This window comes from Streptomyces sp. NPDC027189 (assembly GCF_055566975.1).
Genome location: NZ_JBVHRI010000003.1, coordinates 586368 through 606682 on the forward strand (window position 1 = coordinate 586368; position 20315 = coordinate 606682).

The 20315-nt window shown below is 71.4% G+C and carries 19 protein-coding genes; 13 read left to right on the forward strand and 6 right to left on the reverse strand.

The genetic code is table 11. The features are described 5' to 3' along the window. Positions 1 to 104 precede the first annotated feature (104 nt). Positions 105 to 833: a hypothetical protein gene (locus ACZ4RZ_RS10520; protein WP_467743576.1), complete on the reverse strand. Its 729-nt coding sequence runs from the start codon at positions 831 to 833 to the stop codon at positions 105 to 107. Positions 834 to 1112: 279 nt separating this feature from the next. Between ACZ4RZ_RS10520 and ACZ4RZ_RS10525 the strand changes: the two genes are divergently transcribed. From ACZ4RZ_RS10525 to ACZ4RZ_RS10540, 4 genes are all read left to right on the forward strand, one after another. Next, entirely contained in the window at positions 1113 to 1736 is a 624-nt protein-coding gene (locus ACZ4RZ_RS10525; RefSeq protein ID WP_467743577.1) for a GntR family transcriptional regulator, read from the forward strand. Positions 1737 to 2036: 300 nt separating this feature from the next. Continuing rightward, positions 2037 to 4739 (forward strand): pyruvate dehydrogenase (acetyl-transferring), homodimeric type, encoded by a 2703-nt coding sequence (gene aceE / locus ACZ4RZ_RS10530; RefSeq protein WP_467743578.1) that lies wholly within the window; start codon positions 2037 to 2039, stop codon positions 4737 to 4739. A gap of 168 nt (positions 4740 to 4907) precedes the next feature. Then, positions 4908 to 5879 (forward strand): helix-turn-helix transcriptional regulator, encoded by a 972-nt coding sequence (locus ACZ4RZ_RS10535; RefSeq protein ID WP_467743579.1) that lies wholly within the window; start codon positions 4908 to 4910, stop codon positions 5877 to 5879. Between the two features lie 158 nt (positions 5880 to 6037). Next, entirely contained in the window at positions 6038 to 6556 is a 519-nt protein-coding gene (locus ACZ4RZ_RS10540; protein ID WP_467743682.1) for a DUF4240 domain-containing protein, read from the forward strand. A 45-nt stretch (positions 6557 to 6601) separates the two neighbouring features. Here ACZ4RZ_RS10540 and ACZ4RZ_RS10545 read toward each other — a convergent pair whose 3' ends face one another. Beyond that, positions 6602 to 6832, reverse strand: a complete 231-nt coding sequence (locus ACZ4RZ_RS10545) for a hypothetical protein (protein WP_467743580.1) — start codon at positions 6830 to 6832, stop codon at positions 6602 to 6604. A gap of 255 nt (positions 6833 to 7087) precedes the next feature. On the opposite strand from ACZ4RZ_RS10545, the gene ACZ4RZ_RS10550 reads away from it, so the two are divergent. Continuing rightward, positions 7088 to 7612 (forward strand): carboxymuconolactone decarboxylase family protein, encoded by a 525-nt coding sequence (locus tag ACZ4RZ_RS10550; protein WP_467743581.1) that lies wholly within the window; start codon positions 7088 to 7090, stop codon positions 7610 to 7612. 161 nt (positions 7613 to 7773) lie between these two features. Here the strand turns inward: ACZ4RZ_RS10550 and ACZ4RZ_RS10555 are convergent, their stop codons facing one another. Further along, positions 7774 to 8532 (reverse strand): peptidoglycan recognition protein family protein, encoded by a 759-nt coding sequence (locus ACZ4RZ_RS10555; protein WP_467743582.1) that lies wholly within the window; start codon positions 8530 to 8532, stop codon positions 7774 to 7776. Positions 8533 to 9029: 497 nt separating this feature from the next. Here ACZ4RZ_RS10555 and ACZ4RZ_RS10560 point away from each other — a divergent pair, with 497 nt between their 5' ends. After that, a complete protein-coding gene (locus ACZ4RZ_RS10560) occupies positions 9030 to 10214 on the forward strand; it encodes a MarP family serine protease (RefSeq protein ID WP_467743583.1) in 1185 nt (394 codons plus the stop codon). A gap of 62 nt (positions 10215 to 10276) precedes the next feature. Here ACZ4RZ_RS10560 and ACZ4RZ_RS10565 read toward each other — a convergent pair whose 3' ends face one another. Continuing rightward, on the reverse strand, positions 10277 to 11062 hold the full coding sequence (locus tag ACZ4RZ_RS10565; protein ID WP_467743584.1) for an SDR family NAD(P)-dependent oxidoreductase: 786 nt from the start codon (positions 11060 to 11062) through the stop codon (positions 10277 to 10279). A 228-nt stretch (positions 11063 to 11290) separates the two neighbouring features. Here ACZ4RZ_RS10565 and ACZ4RZ_RS10570 point away from each other — a divergent pair, with 228 nt between their 5' ends. Continuing rightward, entirely contained in the window at positions 11291 to 11956 is a 666-nt protein-coding gene (locus ACZ4RZ_RS10570) for a TetR/AcrR family transcriptional regulator (protein WP_467743585.1), read from the forward strand. A gap of 69 nt (positions 11957 to 12025) precedes the next feature. Here ACZ4RZ_RS10570 and ACZ4RZ_RS10575 read toward each other — a convergent pair whose 3' ends face one another. Continuing rightward, positions 12026 to 12523: a GNAT family N-acetyltransferase gene (locus ACZ4RZ_RS10575; RefSeq protein WP_467743586.1), complete on the reverse strand. Its 498-nt coding sequence runs from the start codon at positions 12521 to 12523 to the stop codon at positions 12026 to 12028. A gap of 62 nt (positions 12524 to 12585) precedes the next feature. Here ACZ4RZ_RS10575 and ACZ4RZ_RS10580 point away from each other — a divergent pair, with 62 nt between their 5' ends. Both ACZ4RZ_RS10580 and ACZ4RZ_RS10585 read left to right on the forward strand, forming a co-directional pair. Then, the gene (locus ACZ4RZ_RS10580) at positions 12586 to 13503 is read left to right on the forward strand and encodes a TIGR01777 family oxidoreductase (protein ID WP_467743587.1); all 918 of its coding nucleotides are present in this window, start codon (positions 12586 to 12588) and stop codon (positions 13501 to 13503) included. A 364-nt stretch (positions 13504 to 13867) separates the two neighbouring features. After that, positions 13868 to 15259 (forward strand): NAD(P)/FAD-dependent oxidoreductase, encoded by a 1392-nt coding sequence (locus ACZ4RZ_RS10585; RefSeq protein ID WP_467743588.1) that lies wholly within the window; start codon positions 13868 to 13870, stop codon positions 15257 to 15259. Positions 15260 to 15271: 12 nt separating this feature from the next. Here the strand turns inward: ACZ4RZ_RS10585 and ACZ4RZ_RS10590 are convergent, their stop codons facing one another. Then, a complete protein-coding gene (locus ACZ4RZ_RS10590; RefSeq protein ID WP_467743589.1) occupies positions 15272 to 16711 on the reverse strand; it encodes a regulator in 1440 nt (479 codons plus the stop codon). 378 nt (positions 16712 to 17089) lie between these two features. On the opposite strand from ACZ4RZ_RS10590, the gene lipB reads away from it, so the two are divergent. From lipB to ACZ4RZ_RS10610, 4 genes are all read left to right on the forward strand, one after another. Then, positions 17090 to 17887 (forward strand): lipoyl(octanoyl) transferase LipB, encoded by a 798-nt coding sequence (lipB, locus tag ACZ4RZ_RS10595; RefSeq protein ID WP_467743590.1) that lies wholly within the window; start codon positions 17090 to 17092, stop codon positions 17885 to 17887. A gap of 127 nt (positions 17888 to 18014) precedes the next feature. Further along, entirely contained in the window at positions 18015 to 18980 is a 966-nt protein-coding gene (gene lipA / locus ACZ4RZ_RS10600; RefSeq protein ID WP_467743591.1) for a lipoyl synthase, read from the forward strand. Positions 18981 to 19305: 325 nt separating this feature from the next. Continuing rightward, complete coding sequence (locus ACZ4RZ_RS10605; RefSeq protein WP_189190500.1) at positions 19306 to 19503, forward strand: SCO2195 family GlnR-regulated protein; 198 nt, start codon at positions 19306 to 19308, stop codon at positions 19501 to 19503. Positions 19504 to 19584: 81 nt separating this feature from the next. Then, positions 19585 to 20286 (forward strand): DUF4191 domain-containing protein, encoded by a 702-nt coding sequence (locus ACZ4RZ_RS10610; RefSeq protein ID WP_467743592.1) that lies wholly within the window; start codon positions 19585 to 19587, stop codon positions 20284 to 20286. The last annotated feature ends 29 nt before the right edge of the window (positions 20287 to 20315 follow it).

Sequence of the window (20315 nt, forward strand, 5' to 3'; positions counted from 1 at the left end):
CTCATTGCTTCACCGCTTGTGCGACGCCCCTGTCCGGGACCTTCCGGGCGGGGGCATCGCGTTTCCAGCGGCGTGGGGGCGTGCCTGCACTTCCCCGGGGTCGCTCAGTGCGGCTTCAGCGTCTTGTCCGTCCACAGCACCAGCGTCTCCACCCACACGTTCGGGATCTCCGTCTGGTACGCGGGCGTCAAGTGCCGTGTGCGGTACGCCTTGAGGACGTCGTACGTGGCGTCGAGGCAGTCGCGGGAGCCGAGGTCGCCGGTCTTCGGGTCGATGCCGACCAGGAAGCCGCGGCTCTCGACCGTACGGATCATGGCGCGGGCCGAGGCGACATCGCCGGCCGACGAGGACGTGCAGCGGTAACGGCTGTACGGGTGGGTCGACTTGCCGGGGTAGTTCGCGTCGCGGGACATGTCGCTGAGCATCCGGGCGTACGTGCCCTCGGCGTGCCAGGCGCCGATGTAGCCGCCCGGCGGGGTGTAGAGCGCGTTGGTCGGGTTCTCGACCGCGCCGTACTCCCAGCGGTCGGTGCCCGTGATGCGGAAGCCCCAGCCGGTGTGGCCGAACTTCTGGGCGCCGTCCGGCTTGACGAAGACGCAGGCGCCGCCGGGGCCGGCGGGCTGCCCGGCCGAGCCTGCGCCGGCCGAACCCGTACCGGCCGAGCCGGTACCGCCTGAACCCGCGGCGCCCGAGGTGCCGGTGGAGTGCCCATCGCTCGGCTGCCCCGCCGCTCCCACGTCCGTCGGCTGACAGCCGGTGATCCCCACGACCGCCCCTGCCACGACAGCCGCCGTCGCCCAGCGCACCCCTCGCTTCCGTCCCCATCCGCTCATGCCGTCCCCCTGGCCTTCACGGGGGCGCCCCTCGCGGGAACCCCTGTGCCGACCCACACACCGTGCGGGCCGCGCGGGTTCTCGGGGTGACACGGACGTGACGCATCCGGACCCCGCCCGGTACGGGTCTTTACAGCCCCCGGCACTCTGACAGCGTGTAAGTCTCGTCTCACCTGCAGGAAAGCGCCCCCGTGCGCCTCTCACCGGTGGGGGCGCGGCCTTATTGTCTAAACGTCAAACGCCCTTGGGGCCGGTGCGCCCCCTCCGTAAGGAGCTCTCATGACCGCGCCCGTCGTCCACTCGCTGCGCGAACAGATCCGCGAGCACATCGTGGAGGGGATCGTCAGCGGGCGCTGGAAGCCGGGCGAGCGGATCGTGGAACGGCGGATCGCCACGGAGCTGGAGGTCAGCCAGACCCCCGTGCGGGAGGCGCTGCGCGAGCTGGAGTCACTGCGGCTGATCGAGTCGGCGCCGAACAAGGGCGTACGGGTGCGCAATCTGACCGCCGCCGACCTGGAGGAGAGCTACCCCGTACGAGCCGGTCTGGAGGCCATCGCGGCGGAGCTGGCGGCCGAGCGGCTCGCCCAGGACTGCTCGGCCCTGGAGCCGCACGTCGCGGCGCTGTACGAGGCCGACCGGCTGTCGGACGGGACCGGTCAGGTGCGGCACACCGTGGCCTTCCACCGCGAGCTGGTGCGGGCCGCCGGGAACTCGGTGCTGCTGCACACCTGGGAAGGGCTGGGCATCGAGGTGTTCACGGCCCTGTCGATCCGGTGGCTGGGGACCGTGCAGCAGTCGTACGCGGAGGAGCACGAGGCCCTCGTGGACGCGTTCAGGCGGCGGGACCCGCTGATCGCCGACCTCGTGAAGTCGCATGTGCTCGGCTGCGCCCCGCGCGCCTGACACAGTGGAGCGACCTCGCGCTCAAGCGTGCTCTCACCTGCGCAAACCTTCGATTTCAAGGCACCCGGTGCCTGCGCTGAAGGCACCGGGTGCCGACTTTCTCGATCTGAAGAGGTTTTGCCCCGCAAACCTTTGATCGATCATCGATCAGGGAGTTACAGTCACCGACGGGCCACGCGGCGGACGCCGCATGGTGTCACAGCACCAGAGCCCGCCGCCCTGTCCTGCCAAAGACCAAGGGCACCCCCGAAAACCCCTTACCGATGAGGGAACCCCCCTCCGCATCCGGAAGGCGGCGCAATGACCGACCCCACCGCAATCCAGCCGAGCGAGCTCGATCAGCTCCCGGACCGCGACCCCGAGGAGACCGCCGAGTGGCAGGCCTCCCTGGACGCCGTCACCAAGGCGGCCGGGCCGCACCGTGCCGCGTACCTGATGCGCCGCACGCTGGAGCGCGCCGAGGGCAACGGCATCGCGCTGCCCAAGCTGCTTGAGACGGACTACGTCAACACCATCCCCACCGCCGCCGAGCCCGTCGTGGACGGCGACGAGGAGATGGAGCGGAAGATCACCGCGTGGAACCGCTGGAACGCGGCCGCGATGGTGACCCGCGGCAGCAAATACGGCGTCGGCGGCCACATCGCCACCTTCGCCTCCGCCGCCTGGCTCTACGAGACCGGCTTCAACCACTTCTTCCAGGGCAAGGAGGCCGACGGGTCCGGCGACCAGCTCTACATCCAGGGCCACGCCTCCCCCGGCATCTACGCCCGCGCCTTCCTCGACGGCCGGCTCAGCGAGCAGCACCTCGACCACTTCCGCCAGGAGTCCGGCGGCAACGGTCTGCCGTCGTACCCGCACCCGCGCCGCCTCCCCTGGCTGTGGGAGTTCCCGACCGTCTCGATGGGCCTCGGCCCGCTGTCGGCGATCTACCAGGCGCGCTTCAACCGCTACCTCACCAACCGCGGCATCAAGGACGTCTCGCAGTCGCACGTCTGGGCCTTCCTCGGTGACGGCGAGATGGACGAGCCGGAGTCGACGGCCGCACTCGCGCTCGCGAGCCGCGAGGGTCTCGACAACCTGACCTTCGTCATCAACTGCAACCTGCAGCGCCTCGACGGCCCGGTCCGCGCCAACTTCAAGATCGTGCAGGAGCTGGAGGCCCAGTTCCGCGGTGCCGGCTGGAACGTCATCAAGTCGCTGTGGGGTTCGGCCTGGGACGAGCTGTTCCAGCTCGACACCACCGGCGCGCTCGTACGCCGCCTGCGCGAGGTACCCGACGCGCAGGTGCAGACGTACCAGACCCGCGACGCGGCCTACATCCGCCAGGACTTCTTCGGCGCCGACCCGGCGCTCGTCGAGATGGCGAAGCTGATCAGCGACGACAAGATCCTTGAGTGCTTCCACCTCTCCCGCGGTGGTCACGAGTCCCGCAAGGTGTACGCGGCCTACAAGGCGGCCGTCGAGCACAAGGGCGCGCCGACGGTCATCCTGGCCCAGACCGTCAAGGGCTTCACGCTCGGCGAGGGCTTCGCGTCCAAGAACGCCAACCATCAGATGAAGAAGCTGACGGTGGACGAGTTCAAGCAGATGCGTGACCTGCTCGAACTGCCGATCTCCGACAGCCGGTTCGCCGACGGTGTCGTTCCTTACGGCCACCCGGGCGCCGACGCCCCCGAGGTCCGTTACCTCCAGGAGCGCCGCGCGGCCCTCGGCGGCCCGGCCCCGGCCCGCCGTACGCACGCCCTCGCGCCGCTGCCCGCCCCGGCCGACAAGGCGTTCGCGTCCTTCGACAAGGGCTCCGGCTCGCAGAACGTGGCGACGACCATGGCGTTCGTCCGCCTGGTCAAGGACCTGGTCCGCGACAAGCAGACCGGCAAGCGCTGGGTGCCGATCGTTCCGGACGAGGCCCGTACCTTCGGTATGGAGTCGCTCTTCCCCTCCCTCGGCATCTACTCGCCCAAGGGCCAGACGTACGAGCCGGTCGACCGCGACCAGCTGATGTACTACAAGGAGGCCAAGGACGGCCAGATCCTCAACGAGGGGATCACCGAGGCCGGTTCCATGGCGGACTTCATCGCCGCGTCCACCGCGTACGCCACGCACGGCGAAGCGATGATCCCCTTCTACATCTTCTACTCGATGTTCGGCTGGCAGCGCACGGCCGACCAGATGTGGCAGCTCGGCGACCAGCTCGGCCGCGGCTTCCTGGTCGGCGCCACGGCCGGCCGTACGACGCTGACGGGTGAGGGTCTGCAGCACGCGGACGGCCACTCGCCGGTGATCGCGGCGACCAACCCGGCGGCGCTGTCGTACGACCCGGCGTTCGCGTACGAGATCGCCGCGATCGTCAAGGACGGTCTGCGCCGGATGTACGGCGAGGCCACGCCCGGCGAGGACCCGAACGTCTTCTACTACCTGACGGTCTACAACGAGCCGATGCCGCAGCCCGCGAAGCCGGCCGGACTCGGCATCGACGAAGGCATCGTCAAGGGCCTGTACCGCTTCAACACGGCGGAGTCGGCCGGGCTTTCGCCGGTGGCCAACGCCCCGCGCATCCAGCTTCTCGGCTCCGGCACGGCGATCCACTGGGTGCTGGAGGCGCAGAAGCTGCTCGCCGAGGAGTGGGGCGTGGCCGCCGACGTGTGGTCCGCGACCTCCTGGACCGAGCTGCGGCGCGACGCCCTTGAGGCCGACGCGGCGCTGCTGCGCGGCGAGGAGCGCGTGCCGTTCGTCCGCCAGGCGCTGCACGGCGCCGAGGGCCCGGTCCTCGCGGTCTCCGACTACATGCGCCAGGTCCCGGACCAGATCGCACAGTGGGTCGAGCAGGACTACTCCTCGCTCGGTGCCGACGGCTTCGGTCTGTCCGACACCCGTGAGGCAGCCCGCCGTCACTTCGGCGTGGACGCCCAGTCGATCGTCGTCGCGGCACTGGCGCAGCTCGCCCGCCGCGGTGAGGTCCAGACGTCGGCGGTGAAGGAAGCGCGGGAGCGTTACGGGCTGTAGCAGCTCGGGGAGCTGACGTACGGCTCGGCGAAGGGGCACGGCGACCGCCGTGCCCCTTCGCCGTGTCGCCTTTTAAGCCGTGTCGCGTTCCGCTGCGCCGTGTTCCGCGCCCCTTCGCCGTCGTTCGCACGTCTCTTCGTTGTCAGTGGTGCCCTGCATCATGAACCCATGCGCGCTGCCCGCCTGATCAAGATGGTGCTGCTGCTCCAGTCGCGGCCGTCGATGACCGCCGCAGAGCTGGCGCGGGAGCTCGAGGTGTCCGAGCGGACGATCACGCGGGACGCGCAGGCGCTCTCGGAGGCGGGGGTTCCGGTGTACGCGGACCGGGGAAGGGCCGGGGGGTATCGGCTGGTCGGGGGATATCGGACGCGGCTGACGGGCCTCGCGCGGAGCGAGGCGGAGGCGCTGTTCCTGAGCGGGGTGCCGGGGGCACTGCGCGAGATGGGCCTGGAGGACACGGCCTCGGCGGCCCGGCTGAAGGTGTCCGCGGCCCTTCTCCCCTCCGTGCGGGACGCCTCGCGGACGGCGGCACAGCGGTTCCATCTGGACGCGCCCGCCTGGTTCAGCGAGCCCGAGACACCCGAGCTGCTGCCCGCGGTCGCGGACGCGGTGTGGGACGACCGGCCGATCGTCGCGCGCTACCGGCGGGGCGAGGCGGAGGTGGAGCGCGCGCTCGAACCGTACGGGCTCGTGCTCAAGGCGGGGGTCTGGTACCTGTGCGCGCGGGTGCCGGACGCGGGGTCCTTCCGGGTGTACCGCATCGACCGCTTCACCGCGGTCGACCTCGACGAGGAGCGCTTCCGCCGCGACGACGGATTCGACCTGCCCGGGTTCTGGGAGGAGCGGGCCGAGGAGTTCGCCCGGTCCATCCTGCACGCGGAGGTCGTCGTACGACTGTCCCCGGACGGTGCGCGACGGCTGCCGTACGTCCTTGATCCCACGTCCGCCAAGGACGCCCTGGACGCGCCCGGCGCCCCCGACACCAGGGGCTGGGTGACCGTCACGCTTCCCGTCGAGTCCGAGGAGGTCGCCCATACGCAGCTCACGGCGCTCGGGCCGGAGGTGGAGATACTCGCTCCGGAGGCGCTCCGGAGGCGCTTCGCGAAGGACGCGGCCCGGCTGGTGGCGCTGTACGGGTGACCGCCCGCTGGAGACCGGTGACCGTGGCGTCGGGACCGAGTGACCGCACCTCTGAAATGCGTATGAACCCGGTGGTTTTACCTTGGGCATGTGCACGCATAACAATCTGCGCCACTCCACGTGCGTCCCTCCCGTCCAGGCCCGATGCTTGACCCGTGATGGACGAGACGGAGTTCTGGGAGCTGGTGGACACGACCCGCGAGGCCGCCGAGGGCGACCCCGAGGAACAGGCCGACCTGCTGGTCGAGCGGCTCGTCCAGTTGGACCCGGACGAGGTGCTCGACTTCGCCCGGCACTTCGAGGCGCGCTACAACCGCGCGTACCGCTGGGACCTGTGGGGCGCGGCCTGGGTGCTGCTCGACGGCGCCAGCGACGACGCGTTCGACTTCTTCCGGTGCTGGCTGATCGGCCAGGGCCGGGAGGTCTTCGAGGGCGCGGTGCACGACCCGGACTCGCTCGCCGACCTCCTGGAGGACTTCGACGAGGAGATCGACGGCGACGGCGAGGAGCTGGGCTACTCGGCGGACGAGGCATACGAGCAGCTCACCGGCTCCGTCGCCCCCGACCTGGGCATCCCGCCGGCGGCCGCGGAGCCCGCGGGCACGGCCCTCGACTTCGAGAACGAGTCGGTCATCGCGGAGCGCTACCCCAAGCTGTGGGAGCGGTTCAAGGGCTGATAGCGCAGCGGAGTTGCCGACCCGCGCCAGGGCTCATGCCACGGCTCATGCCGCTGTGCGTCGGCGGCTGATGTCCGCGGGGATGTACGCCTGCGTCTGGTCGGCCCGCACGGCGTGGTACAGCGGTGCCGCGTTGGCCTGGTCCAAGGCGGACGCCGTGACCGCCGCCGGGCCCAGGACGACCGTCGCCACCGCGCAGACCACCGTCCAGGGGCTGCGCGCGGCCTGTGCCCAACCGGCCGTCTTCTCCGTGGTTTCCATCCGACTGCTCCTCATGATCCCCACCTCCAGTCAGTGCGTACGACGACCGTAGGACGCACGGCTCTGGGGAGTCTGTGAACCACCTGCGGTGTGGCTGTGGCTGCCCGCCGGTGTCGCGAGGCGGGCGGGAGGGGGGACGACAGGGCCTGGGATCGGGGCTCCCGACCCTGTGAGGTTCTCGGAACTCCCGACCCTGTGTGGTTCTCGGAACCCCCGACCCTGTGAGGTTTCCGTGGCCGTATCCCCTACCCCGACCGGCCCGCGGACGCCGTGGCACGGCTTCCGGTGGCCCTGAACGCCTTCCGGATGCTCTCCCACGCCCCGGACCTGACGGGCCCGGCCATCGACCTCGGCTTCGCCATACTGGGGCAGACGCAACTTCCCACCGCCATCAGGGAGTTGGTCATCATGGCGGTGGCCGCCCGGACGCGCTGCCGTTACGAGAGCGCGCAGCACACGCCGATCGCCCTTGCCCCCGGGGTGACGCCGGAGCAGCTCGCGGTGCTCGGGGAGCTCCGGCTCTGTACGCCGCCGGAGTTCACGGAGGCGGAATCCGCGGCCCTGTCGGCCGCCGCCAGGATCACGGTCGAGCGGACCCTCGAGCCGGGTGAACTCGACGTCCTGCGCCGCCACTTCACCGACCGCGAGACGGTCGAGATCATCATGACGGCCGGGTACTACGCCATGCCGGCGGGCCTGATGAACGCCCTCGACGTGGACGTGGATCCGTCGGGCGAACGGTTCCTGGACGTGGCGAGCGCCCAGGACGACGGCCCGGACCCACGCGCCACCTAGGCCCGGCGAGTGGTTTTCGCCCCCTCCGCCCCTACCCCCGTCCCGTACCTGGGGGCTGCGCCCCCAGACCTCCGCCAAAAGATCGCGCAGTTCCCCGCGCCCCTTTTCAGGGGCGCGGGGAACTGCGGGAACGGGGCCTGGGGCGGAGGGGGCGAAGCAACTCAGCGGCCCTGCAGGCGGGCCGCTCGGTCCCGTATCTCTGGGAGGCGGGCCACCAGCGCGGCACCGGGGCAGCTGGTCATGAACGCGTCGTTGTGGCCCGCCACGGTGGGCAGCACGGCGTCGGCCCCCGCATGGAACCGACTGAGACTGTTGCTGGACACCAACCGCACCGTCGCCCGCGGATCAACCCCGGACAACCCGAGCTTCCACGCCGCAAGAGCGGCTATCGCCTCGGTCATCGCCCGCGGCACCGGCGTCCCCGACGTGAACGTCCCGATCGCCGCGACCCCGGCGGTCCGGTGGTTGAACCCCTGCGCGTGCGCCCCTGTGACGGGCCGGTCGATGCCGCCCGCGCGGCCCTCGTAGATCGTTCCGCAGCGGTCGACGAGGAAGTTGTAGCCGATGTCGTCCCAGTTCCGGGCCCCGATCTGGCCGGCGTAGAGGTAGCGGATGATGCGGGGCGTGTCGGCGCAGTCGTACCCGTTGGGCGAGTCGGTGTGGTGGACGAAGATCGCGACGACCCGGTCGTCGTAGCGGGGCGGCGGCTGGGCGTGCGCGCTCGCGGCGTCCAGCCATCGCGTCCGCGACACGATGGCCGGCCGGGCCGCCGGGTGTGGGGCCGCGGCGGGCCGCGCGGCGACCGGCGGCCGGTCGGGCCGGGCCCGCGTACGGTCCACCCCGGCCGCGCACATCACCAGCGCCAGCACGGCGACGAGCCCGGGCACGCACCCGAGCGCCACAAGGACCGCCCGCGGCATCCGCTCGCCCCACGGGAACCGTGCCGATCGCAGGACCCTCCCCGACGAGATCGCCCGCACCTCGCGCGCCAGCCGCGCAGGCCACGACGCCCGCGTCCATCGCACGGTTCGCCCGGACCATGGCACGCGCGCTTGCCACGCCGGCCGCGGCCGCTCCGTCCCCGACCGCCGTACACCCCACGACACCCGAGCTCCACGAAGCCCACGAGCCTCACGAAAATCACGCGCCCGGAGCCCACGCCGCGCCGCACGCGGCACTCGTCCCGCACCCCGGCTTCGTGCCCCCCGCGTCTTCCGGAAGACACGCATGGACCCACCCTGGCCCCGATCCGTTCCATCCGCGATGTGTGCTGTGCCACCCGGTGGAACCATCGTCCGGGTCCAGGACGTTTCTACAGGTCCACGCACGTGTGGCCGTTTTCGCGACGCCACGCGCGCGTGTCTGATCACTGGGCCCGCCCCGCGCGTACTAAGGGGCCCGAGAGAAAGGCGGCTCCGTGGACGTGCTCGACCTCCTGCTGATGCTGGTGATCCTGGTCTACGCGGCGTCGGGCTACCGCCGCGGCCTGGTCGCCGGCTGTGTCTCGCTGGCGGGTTTCGTGGGCGGCGCCGTCATCGGCGTATGGGTGCTGCCGTGGATGATGGACCTGGTCACGGCGGGGACCGCGGCGGCGACGGTGACGGCCGTGCTCACGGTGCTGGTGCCCGCGGTGGTGGGCCACGAGCTGGCGGGACGGCTGGCCCTGAAGCTGCGCCGCGAGCTGGACCGGGGGCCGCTGCGGGTGGCCGACGGAACCGGCGGGGCAGTGGCGAACACGGTGGCCGTGCTGCTGGTGGCCTGGGTGGCCGCGAGCGTCCTGGGCGCGTCCTCGTCGACCGTGGTGACGCAGTCGATCCGCAACTCGGCGCTGCTGGGCGCCGTGCAGAACGCGATGCCGGAGACCACACCCACCTGGTTCTCCCGCGCGACCTCCGCGCTCACCGAGGCGGGCTTCCCGCAGGTCTTCAACCCGTTCGAGAACGAGCCGACGGCGGGCGTCGCGAAGCCCTCCGGGGACAGCGTCACGGCGCGCGCGACGAACGCCGCCAAGCTGAGCACGGTGAAGGTCGAGGGCGTCTCCGGCAACCAGGGACGGGAGGGCAGCGGTTTCGTCTACACCTCCGAGCACGTGATGACCAACGCCCACGTCGTGGCGGGCATCGACCGGCCGACCGTACGCGTGGGTGGCGTGGGCCGCTCGTACGAGGCCAGGGTCGTGCTCTTCGACGCGCAGAAGGACGTCGCGGTCCTGTACGTCCCGGATCTGCGGGCGCCCGTCCTCGGCTTCGACGACACGGCCTCGCGCGGCGACTCGGCGGTCGTGGCCGGATACCCGCAGGACGGCGGCCTCGACCTCCAGGCGGCCACCGTCGCGGGCCGCATCAACGCGACGGGCCAGAACATCTACAACACGGACACCGTGACCCGCGAGATCTACTCGATCCGCTCCACCGTCCGCCCCGGCAACTCGGGCGGCCCCCTCCTCACCACCGACGGCAAGGTGTACGGCGTCGTCTTCGCCCGCTCGACCTCGGACGACGAGACGGGTTATGTCCTGACGGCGGACGAGGTCGGGGGCGACGCCCGGCGGGCGGCGAACGCCACCGCACCGGTCGACACGGGCGACCTCGTCACCTCCTAGGGCTGTCGTCGATTTCCCGCCGTCCGCCCGGAGGGCGGGAATTCGACGACAGGCCCCAGGGCTCAGAAGTGGGTGCCGCCGTCGATGCGGACCTCGGTGCCGGTGATGAACCTGCCGTCCTCGGAGGCGAGCATCGCGACGACACCGGCGACGGCCTCGGGGCCCGCGAAGCCCTCGCCGAGCGCCGGCGCCAGCTTGCCGAACAGGCTCCAGTCGGTGTCCTCCGGCAGCCCCGGCCCCAGGCTCTGCCCACTGGCGCCGGAGCCGTCGGTCATGCCCGAGGAGATCGAACCGGGCTGTACGGCGGTGAAGCGGATGCCCTGCTTGCTGTACTCGCTCGCCAGGGCGTGCGTCATGGACTGGATGCCGCCCTTGGAGGCCGCGTACGCCGCCATGTACGGGTGCGCGAACATCGCCGAGGTGGAGCTGAAGTTGACTACGGCGGGGCTGTCACCGTCCAGCAGATGCGGTATCGCCTCGCGGATCATCAGGAAGGTGCCGGTCAGATTGACGGCGATGACCTTGGTGAAGTCGGCGAGCGTCGTCTCGTGGGTGTGCCCGGAGCGCAGGATTCCGGCCGCGTTGACGAGCACGTCGAGCCCGCCGAGGGCACCCACGGCCCGAGTGACCCCGTCCCGTACGGACATCTCGTCGGCGACGTTCACGACGACGGCGGTCAGCCGTCCGGTGTCGGCGCCCGCCTTGGCGACGGTGTCCTCGAGTCCGGCCTCGCTGACGTCGGCGACGACGACCCGGCCGCCCTCCGCCAGCATGCGCAGCACGGTGGCCTGGCCGATTCCGGAGCCGCCTCCGGTGACGAGCACGCGACGTCCTGCATAGCGGTTCATGGTGTGGGTCTCCCAGTCTTCCCGGCGCCGTACCGGCGCTCTCACGGCGGCGTTCCGGCGCACTCCCACCGGCGCACTCCCGGCGTCTCACCGGTCTCTCTGAGCGGTCGGCGCGGGTTCTCTCGACGTCGGCCTACTCGATGCGCCTACACGGTACGTCGATGTGGCACGTTTTGCCATAACGGCGAGATGTGCCCCCGCACACTTCTCGGGCGTACGCTTTCTCCCGTGAACCGCCAGCCGGCCCGCGCGCCCGAGCCCCCCGCCCTCTCCCTGACCGAGCGCCGCAAGGCGGCGACCCAGCTCGACATCGCGCGTGCCGCCGCGGAACTCTTCACGGAGTACGGACCGGACGGCACCACGGCGGAGGACATCGCCCGCCGCGCCGGGGTCGCACTGCGCACCTTCTACCGCTACTTCCGCAACAAGCAGGACGCCGTGGGCCCGCTGCTCGCCGCCGGGGGCGACCGCTGGCGCGCCCTGCTCGCGGCGACGGAGCCGGGCACGGCGGTGCCCCCGGCGCTGGAGAAGGCGATCGAGGAGGCGCTGTCCGCCCCGGACGAGCACGCGGCGGAGGGCCTGCACCAGACCCGGGCGCTGCTGCGGGCGGCTGTGGACGATCCGGCGCTGCGGGCCGTCTGGTACCGGGTGAACCAGGAGTCGGAGGAGCGGCTGATCCCGGTCGTGGCCCGGCTGGCCGGCGCCGGCGCCGACCCGTTGCAGGCGCGCCTGGCCGCCGCGGCGGCCACGGACGCGATCCGGGTCGCCCTGGAGACCTGGGCGGAGACGGACGCGGCCGTCGAGGGCCCGGGCTCGCCCGCCGAACTGGCGGTCCGCTGCCTGCGTCAACTCATGGGCGGAATGCGCCCGTTGCTCTCCAGCGGTGAGGACTGACCGGGCTCCACGACAGGCGTCCGCACAGCAGTGCGCGCAAATCGATCGGCTCCAGGACGTGAGGGCTGATCAGAGAGAGCGCCCCATGAGTACGTCATCCACGTACTCCCCATCGAGCAGGAACTCCTCGGGCAGGATCCCCTCCACCACGAACCCCTCGGACTCGTACAGCTTGCGTGCCGGGGTGTTGTGCCCGAGGACGCGGAGCGTGATACGCCGGGCGCCCTGCCGGCGGGCCTCGTCCTGTACGGCGCGCAGCAGCGCGCGTCCGACCCCGGCGCCGCGCGCCTCGTCGGCCACGGCGAGTCCCTGGATCTGGCGCACATGGGCGTTGGAGGTGAGAGGGGTCGGGAATCCCAACCGGATGTAGCCGACCACCGTGTTGTCGATCTCGGCGACGAGGTGGTCCCGCGGGCCGAACCGATCGCTGTAGAAGGGCTCGTACGGCGGCCGGGGTCGCGGCATGACGGCGTGCAGCGGGGACCAGGTGTCGCGGTCGAGCCGGCCGAGCGCGTCCTCGTCGTCGAGGGTGGCGGTGCGTATGTACGGAGCTGGCATGCGGATCACTGTACGGCGGCCGTACGGGGACCCGTCCCGCGATTTCCCGGCCGCCCGGGCAGGATGGACCCATGAGCGACTCATCCCTTCCCCCCGGTTCCCGCATCGCGATCGCCGGTGCGTCCGGCATGATCGGCTCGGCGCTTGCGCGCTCCCTGGCCTCGGACGGACACGAGGTGGTCCGCCTCGTGCGCCGTGCGCCCCGCGCGAAGGACGAGGTCCGGTGGGATCCGGAGGCGCAGCGGATCGACGCCGCGGGGCTCGTCGGTTGTGCCGCGGTGGTCAATCTCGCGGGGGCGGGGGTTGCTTCGCGGCGCTGGACGGAGGCGTACAAGCGGAAGATCCGGGACAGCCGGGTGCTGGGGACGGCGACGCTCGCCGAGGCGGTGGCGTCGCTGGACGAGCCGCCGCGGGTGTTCGTGAACGGGAGTGCGATCGGCTTCTACGGCGATACGGGTGAGCGAGCGGTGGACGAGTCCGCCCCGCCCGGGGACGGGTTCCTGCCCTCCTTGTGTGTGGAGTGGGAGGAGGCCACGGGTGCGGCCCAGGAGGCGGGGATCCGCACCGCCTTCGCCCGTACGGGGCTGGTGGTCGCCCTCAAGGGCGGGGCCTGGGGGAAGCTCTTCCCGCTCTTCAAGGCGGGTGTCGGCGGGCGGATGGGGAACGGTCGCCAGTACTGGAGCTTCGTTTCCCTCCATGACGAAGTGGCCGCGATTCGGCATGTCATCGACACGGAGACGCTGTCGGGGCCGGTGAACGTGACGGCCCCCGATCCCCTGACGAACCGTGAGATCACCGAGGCGATGGGGCGTGTCCTCCATCGCCCCACCCTCTTCACCACTCCGGCCCCGCTCCTCCGCCTCGCCCTCGGCGACATGGCCGGCGACATCCTCGGAAGCCAGCGCGTCCTCCCCACCCGCCTCCTGGAGTCGGGCTTCACCTTCGCGTTCCCGTCGATCGAGGGCGCGTTGCGGGCGGCCTTGGGCTGAGAGGTTTTTCGCCCCCTCCGCCTCTGCCCGTCCCATACCTGGGGGCTGCGGCCCCAGACCCCGCTAAAAGACTGCGCAGTTCCCCGCGCCCCTGAAAAGGGGCGCGGGGAACTGCGCGAACAATCCCCACCCACCCGCAGCCGAAAGGCTGGGTCGGGACGGGCAGGCGCGGCGGGGGCGAAAAAAACTCACCCCCAGCCCCCCGCCGGACAAGTACATGCACCCCCCATGCGCCCGTGCACGCCCGCCACGCGACTTCCCCCCGCGGCCGACACCCCACACCCTCGACCCCGAACTCGGGTATCCCCGACGCCTGTTGGGGGCATGACGTCCCCACCGGCCGCGCAACCTCGAGGAGGGGCACGTGCTAGAGCCCGCACGCCAAGCCGCGGACATCGCGGAGATCGCGGAAGACGTGGACGTCGTCATCGTGGGAGCCGGAGTAGCCGGCCTCGCGGCCGCCCTGCATCTGACCAGGGCGGGTCTCACCACCACCGTCCTGGAAGCCGCCCCGAACGCCGGCGGCCGTATGTCCACGGAGAAGGTCGACGGCTTCCGGCTGGACCGAGTGGGCCGGCTCCTGTCCACCTCGTATCCCGAACTGCGCCGCACCCCGGGCCTGAACGCCCTGACCCTGCGCACGTTCTCCCCCGGCGTCCTGCTTCACAGCGACGGCCACCACCACCGTGCCGCCGCCCCCATCACCACCCGGAGCGCAAGGGGCGCACTCACCACCGCACGCGCCCTCGCGAGCGCCCCCCGGCTTCCCCTGGCCCGCCCCCAGCGTGGCGCGCCACGCCCCGGGCCCCTCGGCGGCCCGCTCGACCAGTCGCGTCTCGCCGCCGCCCTGGCCCGCCTCGCCGCCACGCCACCGGACCGCCTCCTCGCGCGCTCGGACCGCACCGCCGCGCAGGCGTTGACCACCCGAGGCCTCCCGGCCCGCACGGTCGACGGTTTCCTGCGCCCCCTGCTCGCCGCGCTTCTGTGCGATCCGGCGCTGCAGACGTCGAGCCGTTGCGCGGATCTCGCCCTGCACTCCTTCGCGACGGGCCGCCTGTGTCTGCCGGAGGGCGGTGCGGACACCCTCCCCGAGCTCCTCGCGGCCGAGCTGCCGCCGGGCACGGTCCATACGGGCGTCCAGGTCACCGCGGTCTCCACGACCGCCGTGACGACGAAGGACCACGGCGAACTCACCTGTCGCGCCATCCTGCTCGCGACCGGAGCCCGCGCCGCCGCCGAGCTGTTGCCGGGTCTGCGCGTTCCCGCCTTCCACCCGGTGACGGTCCTGCACCACACCACGGACGAGCCCCCGCTCACCGACCCGGCGCTGCTTCTGGACGCCGACCGGAGCGGCCCGGTGGCGCACACCGCGGTCATCAGCCAGGTCGACCCCACGCGGGCTCCCGCGGGCCGCGTCCTCATCTCCTCGACCGTGCTGGGCATGCCACCGGCCGCGGCCCACCTGGACGCGACGGTCCGTGCCCAACTGGCCCGCCTCTACGGGACGCCGACCGCCCGCTGGGAACTCCTCGCGGTCCACCACGAGCCGGAGGCGGTCCCGGCGATGCCGCCGCCGCACGACCTGCGCCGCCCGGTACGGCTGCTGGCGGGCCTGTACGTGTGCGGCGACCACCGGGACACCAGCACCGTCCAGGGGGCGCTCCACTCGGCCCGCCGGGCCGCCCATGCCCTGCTCAGGGACTTGGGCGCCCGGTCGACCCCGTTGGAGGAACCCCTGGAGACCGCCGCGGCCTGAGCCGCCTCACCCTCAGGCCAGCGCCGCCACCTTGTCCCGGTATCCGCGTACGGGCGCCGCGTCCTTGTAGGGCTCCAGGCGGCGCTCGAAGTCCCGTACGTACTCGATGGCCCGCACCGACCGCATCTCCACCGCCTGTCCGGCGGCCTCCGCCGCCAACAGGCAGGCCTGGTCGAGCTCCCCGAGCCCGAGCCGTGCCGAGGCGAGCACCACGCGGCAGAACAGCCGGCTGCGCGCATAGCCGGGCGCCCGCAGTTGCAGCGAGCGCTCGGCGTGCTGCGCCGCGGCCCGGAACTGCGAGAGGTCCCGGTGGCAGTGCCCGAACTCGTCGGCGAGCTGTGCCTCGTCGAAGAACCGCGCCCAGGAGGGGATTTCGTCCCCGGACCGGGACGCCTCCAGCGCGCGTTCGGCCCGGACGAGGGACGCCGTACAGGCCCGCACTTCCCCTAGCACTCCGTGTCCGCGCGCCTCGACGGAGTGCAGCAGCGCCTGCACCACGGGCGGCGCCGCCGATCCGACGCCCTGCTGGGCGACCCGCGCCAGCTGCACGGCCTCCCGTCCGTGGCCCAGGTAGACGGCCTGGCGGCTCATCGTCACCAGCACATACGAGCCGTACGCCCGGTCCCCGGCCGCCTGGGAGAGCCGCAGCGCCTGGACGAAGTACCGCTGCGCGAGTCCGTGCGCGGCGATGTCGTACGAGGTCCAGCCGGCGAGCCGGGTGAGGTCGGCGGCGGCCGCGAACAGGCGCCGCCCGGTCTGCTCCCCGTAGGCGCCGCGCAGCATCGGCTCGGCCTCGTGCTCCAGATAGCGGACCAGGGCCTGGCGGGCGTGGCCGCCGCCGTAGGCGTGGTCGAGGGCGCGGAAGAGTTCGCCCACCGAACGCAGCGCGGCGATGTCGCCGCCGGTGACCTTCTGGCCGGGGCCGCGCTCGGTCTGGCTGCGCTGCCGGGGCACGGCGGGGCGTCCCTGCCCGGGGATGCGCGAGGGCCCCGGGTCGCCGCGGCCGACCCGGTCGTCGGCCCGCCCGATCAGCCAGTCCCGGCTGGGGACGACGAGCCCCGCCGGGGTGAAGGCGATCTTGCGCAGTTCGGCGTGGCTGCCGGAGTCCTTGCGCCACAGCCCGCTGACGATGTCGACGGCCTCTTCGGGGGTGGCGGCGAACTCCAGACCCGCGTACACCGGGGCACACGCGTCGAGTCCGAGGTCCTGCGCGGTGAGCCGGCGACCGAGCCGCCGGGTGAACACCTCGGCGATGAGGGCGGGCGTCGTCCCGCGGGGCTGCTGCCCGCGCAGCCACCGCGTCACCGATGTCTTGTCGTATCTCAGGTCGAGTCCGTGTTCGAGGCCGAGCTGGTCCACGCGACGGGCGAGACCTGCGTTGGAGAACCCCGCTTCTGCGATGAGCGCGGCGAGCTGGCGGTTGGGGGTGCGCTGCGCGGGTCGTTCCGTCATCTGCGGTGCGGTCTCCTGCCTTTCGGGTCCCCAAGCGGCCTCGGGGAGGTGTGAGTGCGTCCCGCGCCCCTCGGCGTGGGCGTGCTTGCGCCTCTCCGAGGCCGCTTGGTGCCCGGATTGCCTGTGAGCAGCCCTTATGGCCTCGTGAACGGCGCGAATGTAGCGGAGCGTGAGCACCTCATCGCACACTTCGACGTTCATTCATCCGATCGTGTGAGGATTGGCCCCAGAGCTGACGGTCATCGGCCGGACGTACAGTGGCGTGGGCGCGCTACGTACCTGACGAAGGGTCCCCAGGTACTGGGGCGAAAGCTTCTTTCGCGTGCCCCGCACGGGCACTGCCGGGTGCCCGACGAAGCTTCTAAGGAGGCGCTTGCCGTGAGTGAGTTGCGGTTTGTCCGCATGGGATTCGGTGCCGAGGCCGTCGACTACCAGGACGCGTGGGACGAGCAGCGCCGCGTGCATGCCGCCCGTTTCCTGGACGAGGTCCCCGACACCTGTCTGCTCCTTGAGCACCCGCCGGTCTATACGGCGGGCCGGCGCACGGCGGACAACGAGCGGCCCCTCGACGGCACGCCCGTCATCGACGTGGACCGCGGCGGCAAGATCACCTGGCACGGCCCGGGCCAGCTGGTGGGCTACCCGATCCAGAAGCTGCCCCGCCCGGTGGACGTCGTAGCACATGTACGCCGCCTGGAAGAGGCACTTATCCGTACGTGTGGGGAGTTCGGCCTGGAGACCACCCGTGTCGAGGGCCGTAGTGGCGTCTGGGTGCTCGGCGACCCGGTCGAGCGGCGGCCGTCGCTGGGCGGTCTGTCCCTCGACTTCGACCCCCGCCTCCAGGACGAGGAGTTCGACCCCCGGCTCAACGGTCCGGAGTACGCCCCGTCCAACGCGGGCCAGCGGCGCGAGGACCGCAAGATCGCCGCGATCGGCATTCGCGTCGCCAAGGGCGTCACGATGCACGGCTTCGCGCTGAACGTGAACCCGGACAACGCCTGGTTCGACCGCATCATCCCGTGCGGTATCCGCGACGCGGGAGTCACGTCGATCGCCAATGAGATGGGCCGCGACGTGACGATCGCGGACGTCCTGCCGGTGGCCGAGCGGCATCTCCGCGACGTGCTGGAGAACGCGGACCTGAGGCCACGGGTGGTGGAACGGGCGTCGGCGTAGGTTTCGGCCCCGCGCAGAAACCCCCGGGAATGCACCCCCGCTCCCCAAGGTTGCCCACCCCGGGGACCGAGAACCGCACGGGCGTACCCTGGTGTACGCCGAAGAATCGAAGTTACAGGGAGCCGATGTGTCCGCAGTCGCACCCGACGGACGCAAGATGCTGCGCCTGGAGGTCCGGAACAGCCAGACCCCCATCGAGCGCAAGCCCGAGTGGATCAAGACCCGGGCGAAAATGGGCCCCGAGTACACGAAGATGCAAAGCCTCGTGAAGAGCGAGGGCCTGCACACGGTCTGCCAGGAGGCGGGCTGCCCCAACATCTACGAGTGCTGGGAAGACCGCGAAGCCACGTTCCTGATCGGCGGCGACCAGTGCACCAGGCGCTGCGACTTCTGCCAGATCGACACCGGCAAGCCCGAGGCGCTCGACCGTGACGAGCCGCGGCGGGTGGGTGAGTCCGTGGTCACCATGGACCTCAACTACGCCACCATCACCGGCGTCGCCCGCGACGACCTGGAGGACGGCGGCGCCTGGCTGTACGCGGAGACGGTCCGCCAGATCCACGCCCAGACGGCCGGCCGCGAGGCGGGCCGCACCAAGGTCGAGCTGCTCGCACCGGACTTCAACGCGGAGCCCGACCAGCTCGCCGAGGTCTTCTCCTCGCGCCCCGAGGTCTTCGCGCACAACGTCGAGACGGTCCCGCGGATCTTCAAGCGCATCCGTCCCGGCTTCCGCTACGAGCGCTCGCTCAAGGTCATCACCGAGGCCCGGGACTACGGTCTGGTCACGAAGTCGAACCTGATCCTCGGCATGGGCGAGACCCGTGAGGAGATCAGCGAGGCGCTCCAGCAGCTGCACCAGGCGGGCTGCGAGCTCATCACGATCACCCAGTACCTGCGCCCCTCCGTGCGCCACCACCCGGTGGAGCGCTGGGTCAAGCCGCAGGAGTTCGTGGAGCTGAAGGAGGAGGCCGAGGAGATCGGCTTCTCCGGCGTCATGTCGGGCCCGCTGGTCCGCTCCTCGTACCGCGCCGGACGGCTCTACCAGATGGCCGTGGAGAAGCGGGGCGCCTACGTCGCCTCGCAGGCCGTCTGAGACGGCGTACGACCGGTCCGAGACGCGGTAGGACCGAGGCGGTCCGACACGCCGGACAATGAAAGCGGTGGCACTCAGTGCCACCGCTTTTGTGTGAATCGGCGCACAAGCAACTCCCTCTTCACTTCGGCCCGTTCGACACGGCCCGGCCGTCCCCGCAGATGGGGACGCCGTTTGGAGCACATCAAGGTGCGCGCCCGCCGCATCAAGGTTTCATTGGTGTTTGACCGGTCGGTCACGCCCTGGTAACACCAATCAGTGACCCTGGTCTTACTCCACGTACAGTCCCAGCCAGAGCCGCCGATCCCGAGGGGGGACCTCCATCATGCAGGCCGCGCCCGTACGCGCCACCGCCATCCCGTCGTTCACCGATGCACTCCGTGCCGTCGAATCGCTGCTCATGAGCAGCGGCCAGCGCACCGCCCGCCGCAATGCCTGGACTTCCGTCCTGGAGGACCGCCGCCGTGCCAAGGACAGGGTCGAGGCGCAGCGCGTGCTGGAAGCCGTCGCGACGCGTTCGTGAGCGCCGCTCCCCCCGGTACCGAGGCCCGCTCCCCCCGTACTGGCGTCGTCGGCACCTCCCGGGCCACGTAGACTTCGTCGCATGGCGAGGAAGGAAACCGCAGCGGACGCTGCTGAACCCGGGCGACTCAAGCAGATCGCCCTGACTTACAAGATGACCCGCAAGGCCGATCCCAAGATCGGTCTTGTACTCGCGGCTGTCGGAATTCTCACCCTCGGTGTCTTCCTCGCGATCGGTTTCTTGGTCAAGCACCCGGTCTATCTCGGCATTCTCGGCCTTCTGCTCGCCTTCCTCGCGACGGCGATCGTCTTCGGGCGCAGGGCCGAGCGAGCCGCCTTCGGGCAGATGGAGGGACAGCCGGGCGCTGCCGCGGCCGTTCTCGACAACGTCGGCCGAGGCTGGACCACGACCCCCGCGGTGGCGATGAACCGAAGCCAGGACGTGGTGCACCGGGCCGTCGGCAAGGCCGGCATCGTGCTGGTCGCCGAGGGCAACCCGAACCGGGTGAAGAGCCTGCTGGCCGCCGAGAAGAAGAAGATGGCGCGAATCGTCTCGGACGTGCCGGTGCACGACATTCTCGTGGGCACCGGCGAGGGCCAGGTGGAGCTCAAGAAGCTCCGCACGACGATGCTGAAGCTGCCGCGCGTCCTCACCGGCCCGCAGGTCACCGCGACCAACGACCGGCTGCGTGCGATGGGCGACCTGATGAGCAACATGCCGCTTCCCAAGGGTCCGATGCCGAAGGGCATGCGGATGCCGCGCGGCGGGCCGAAGACCCGCTGACATCCCTCCTACGCGAAAGGGGGCGCCCG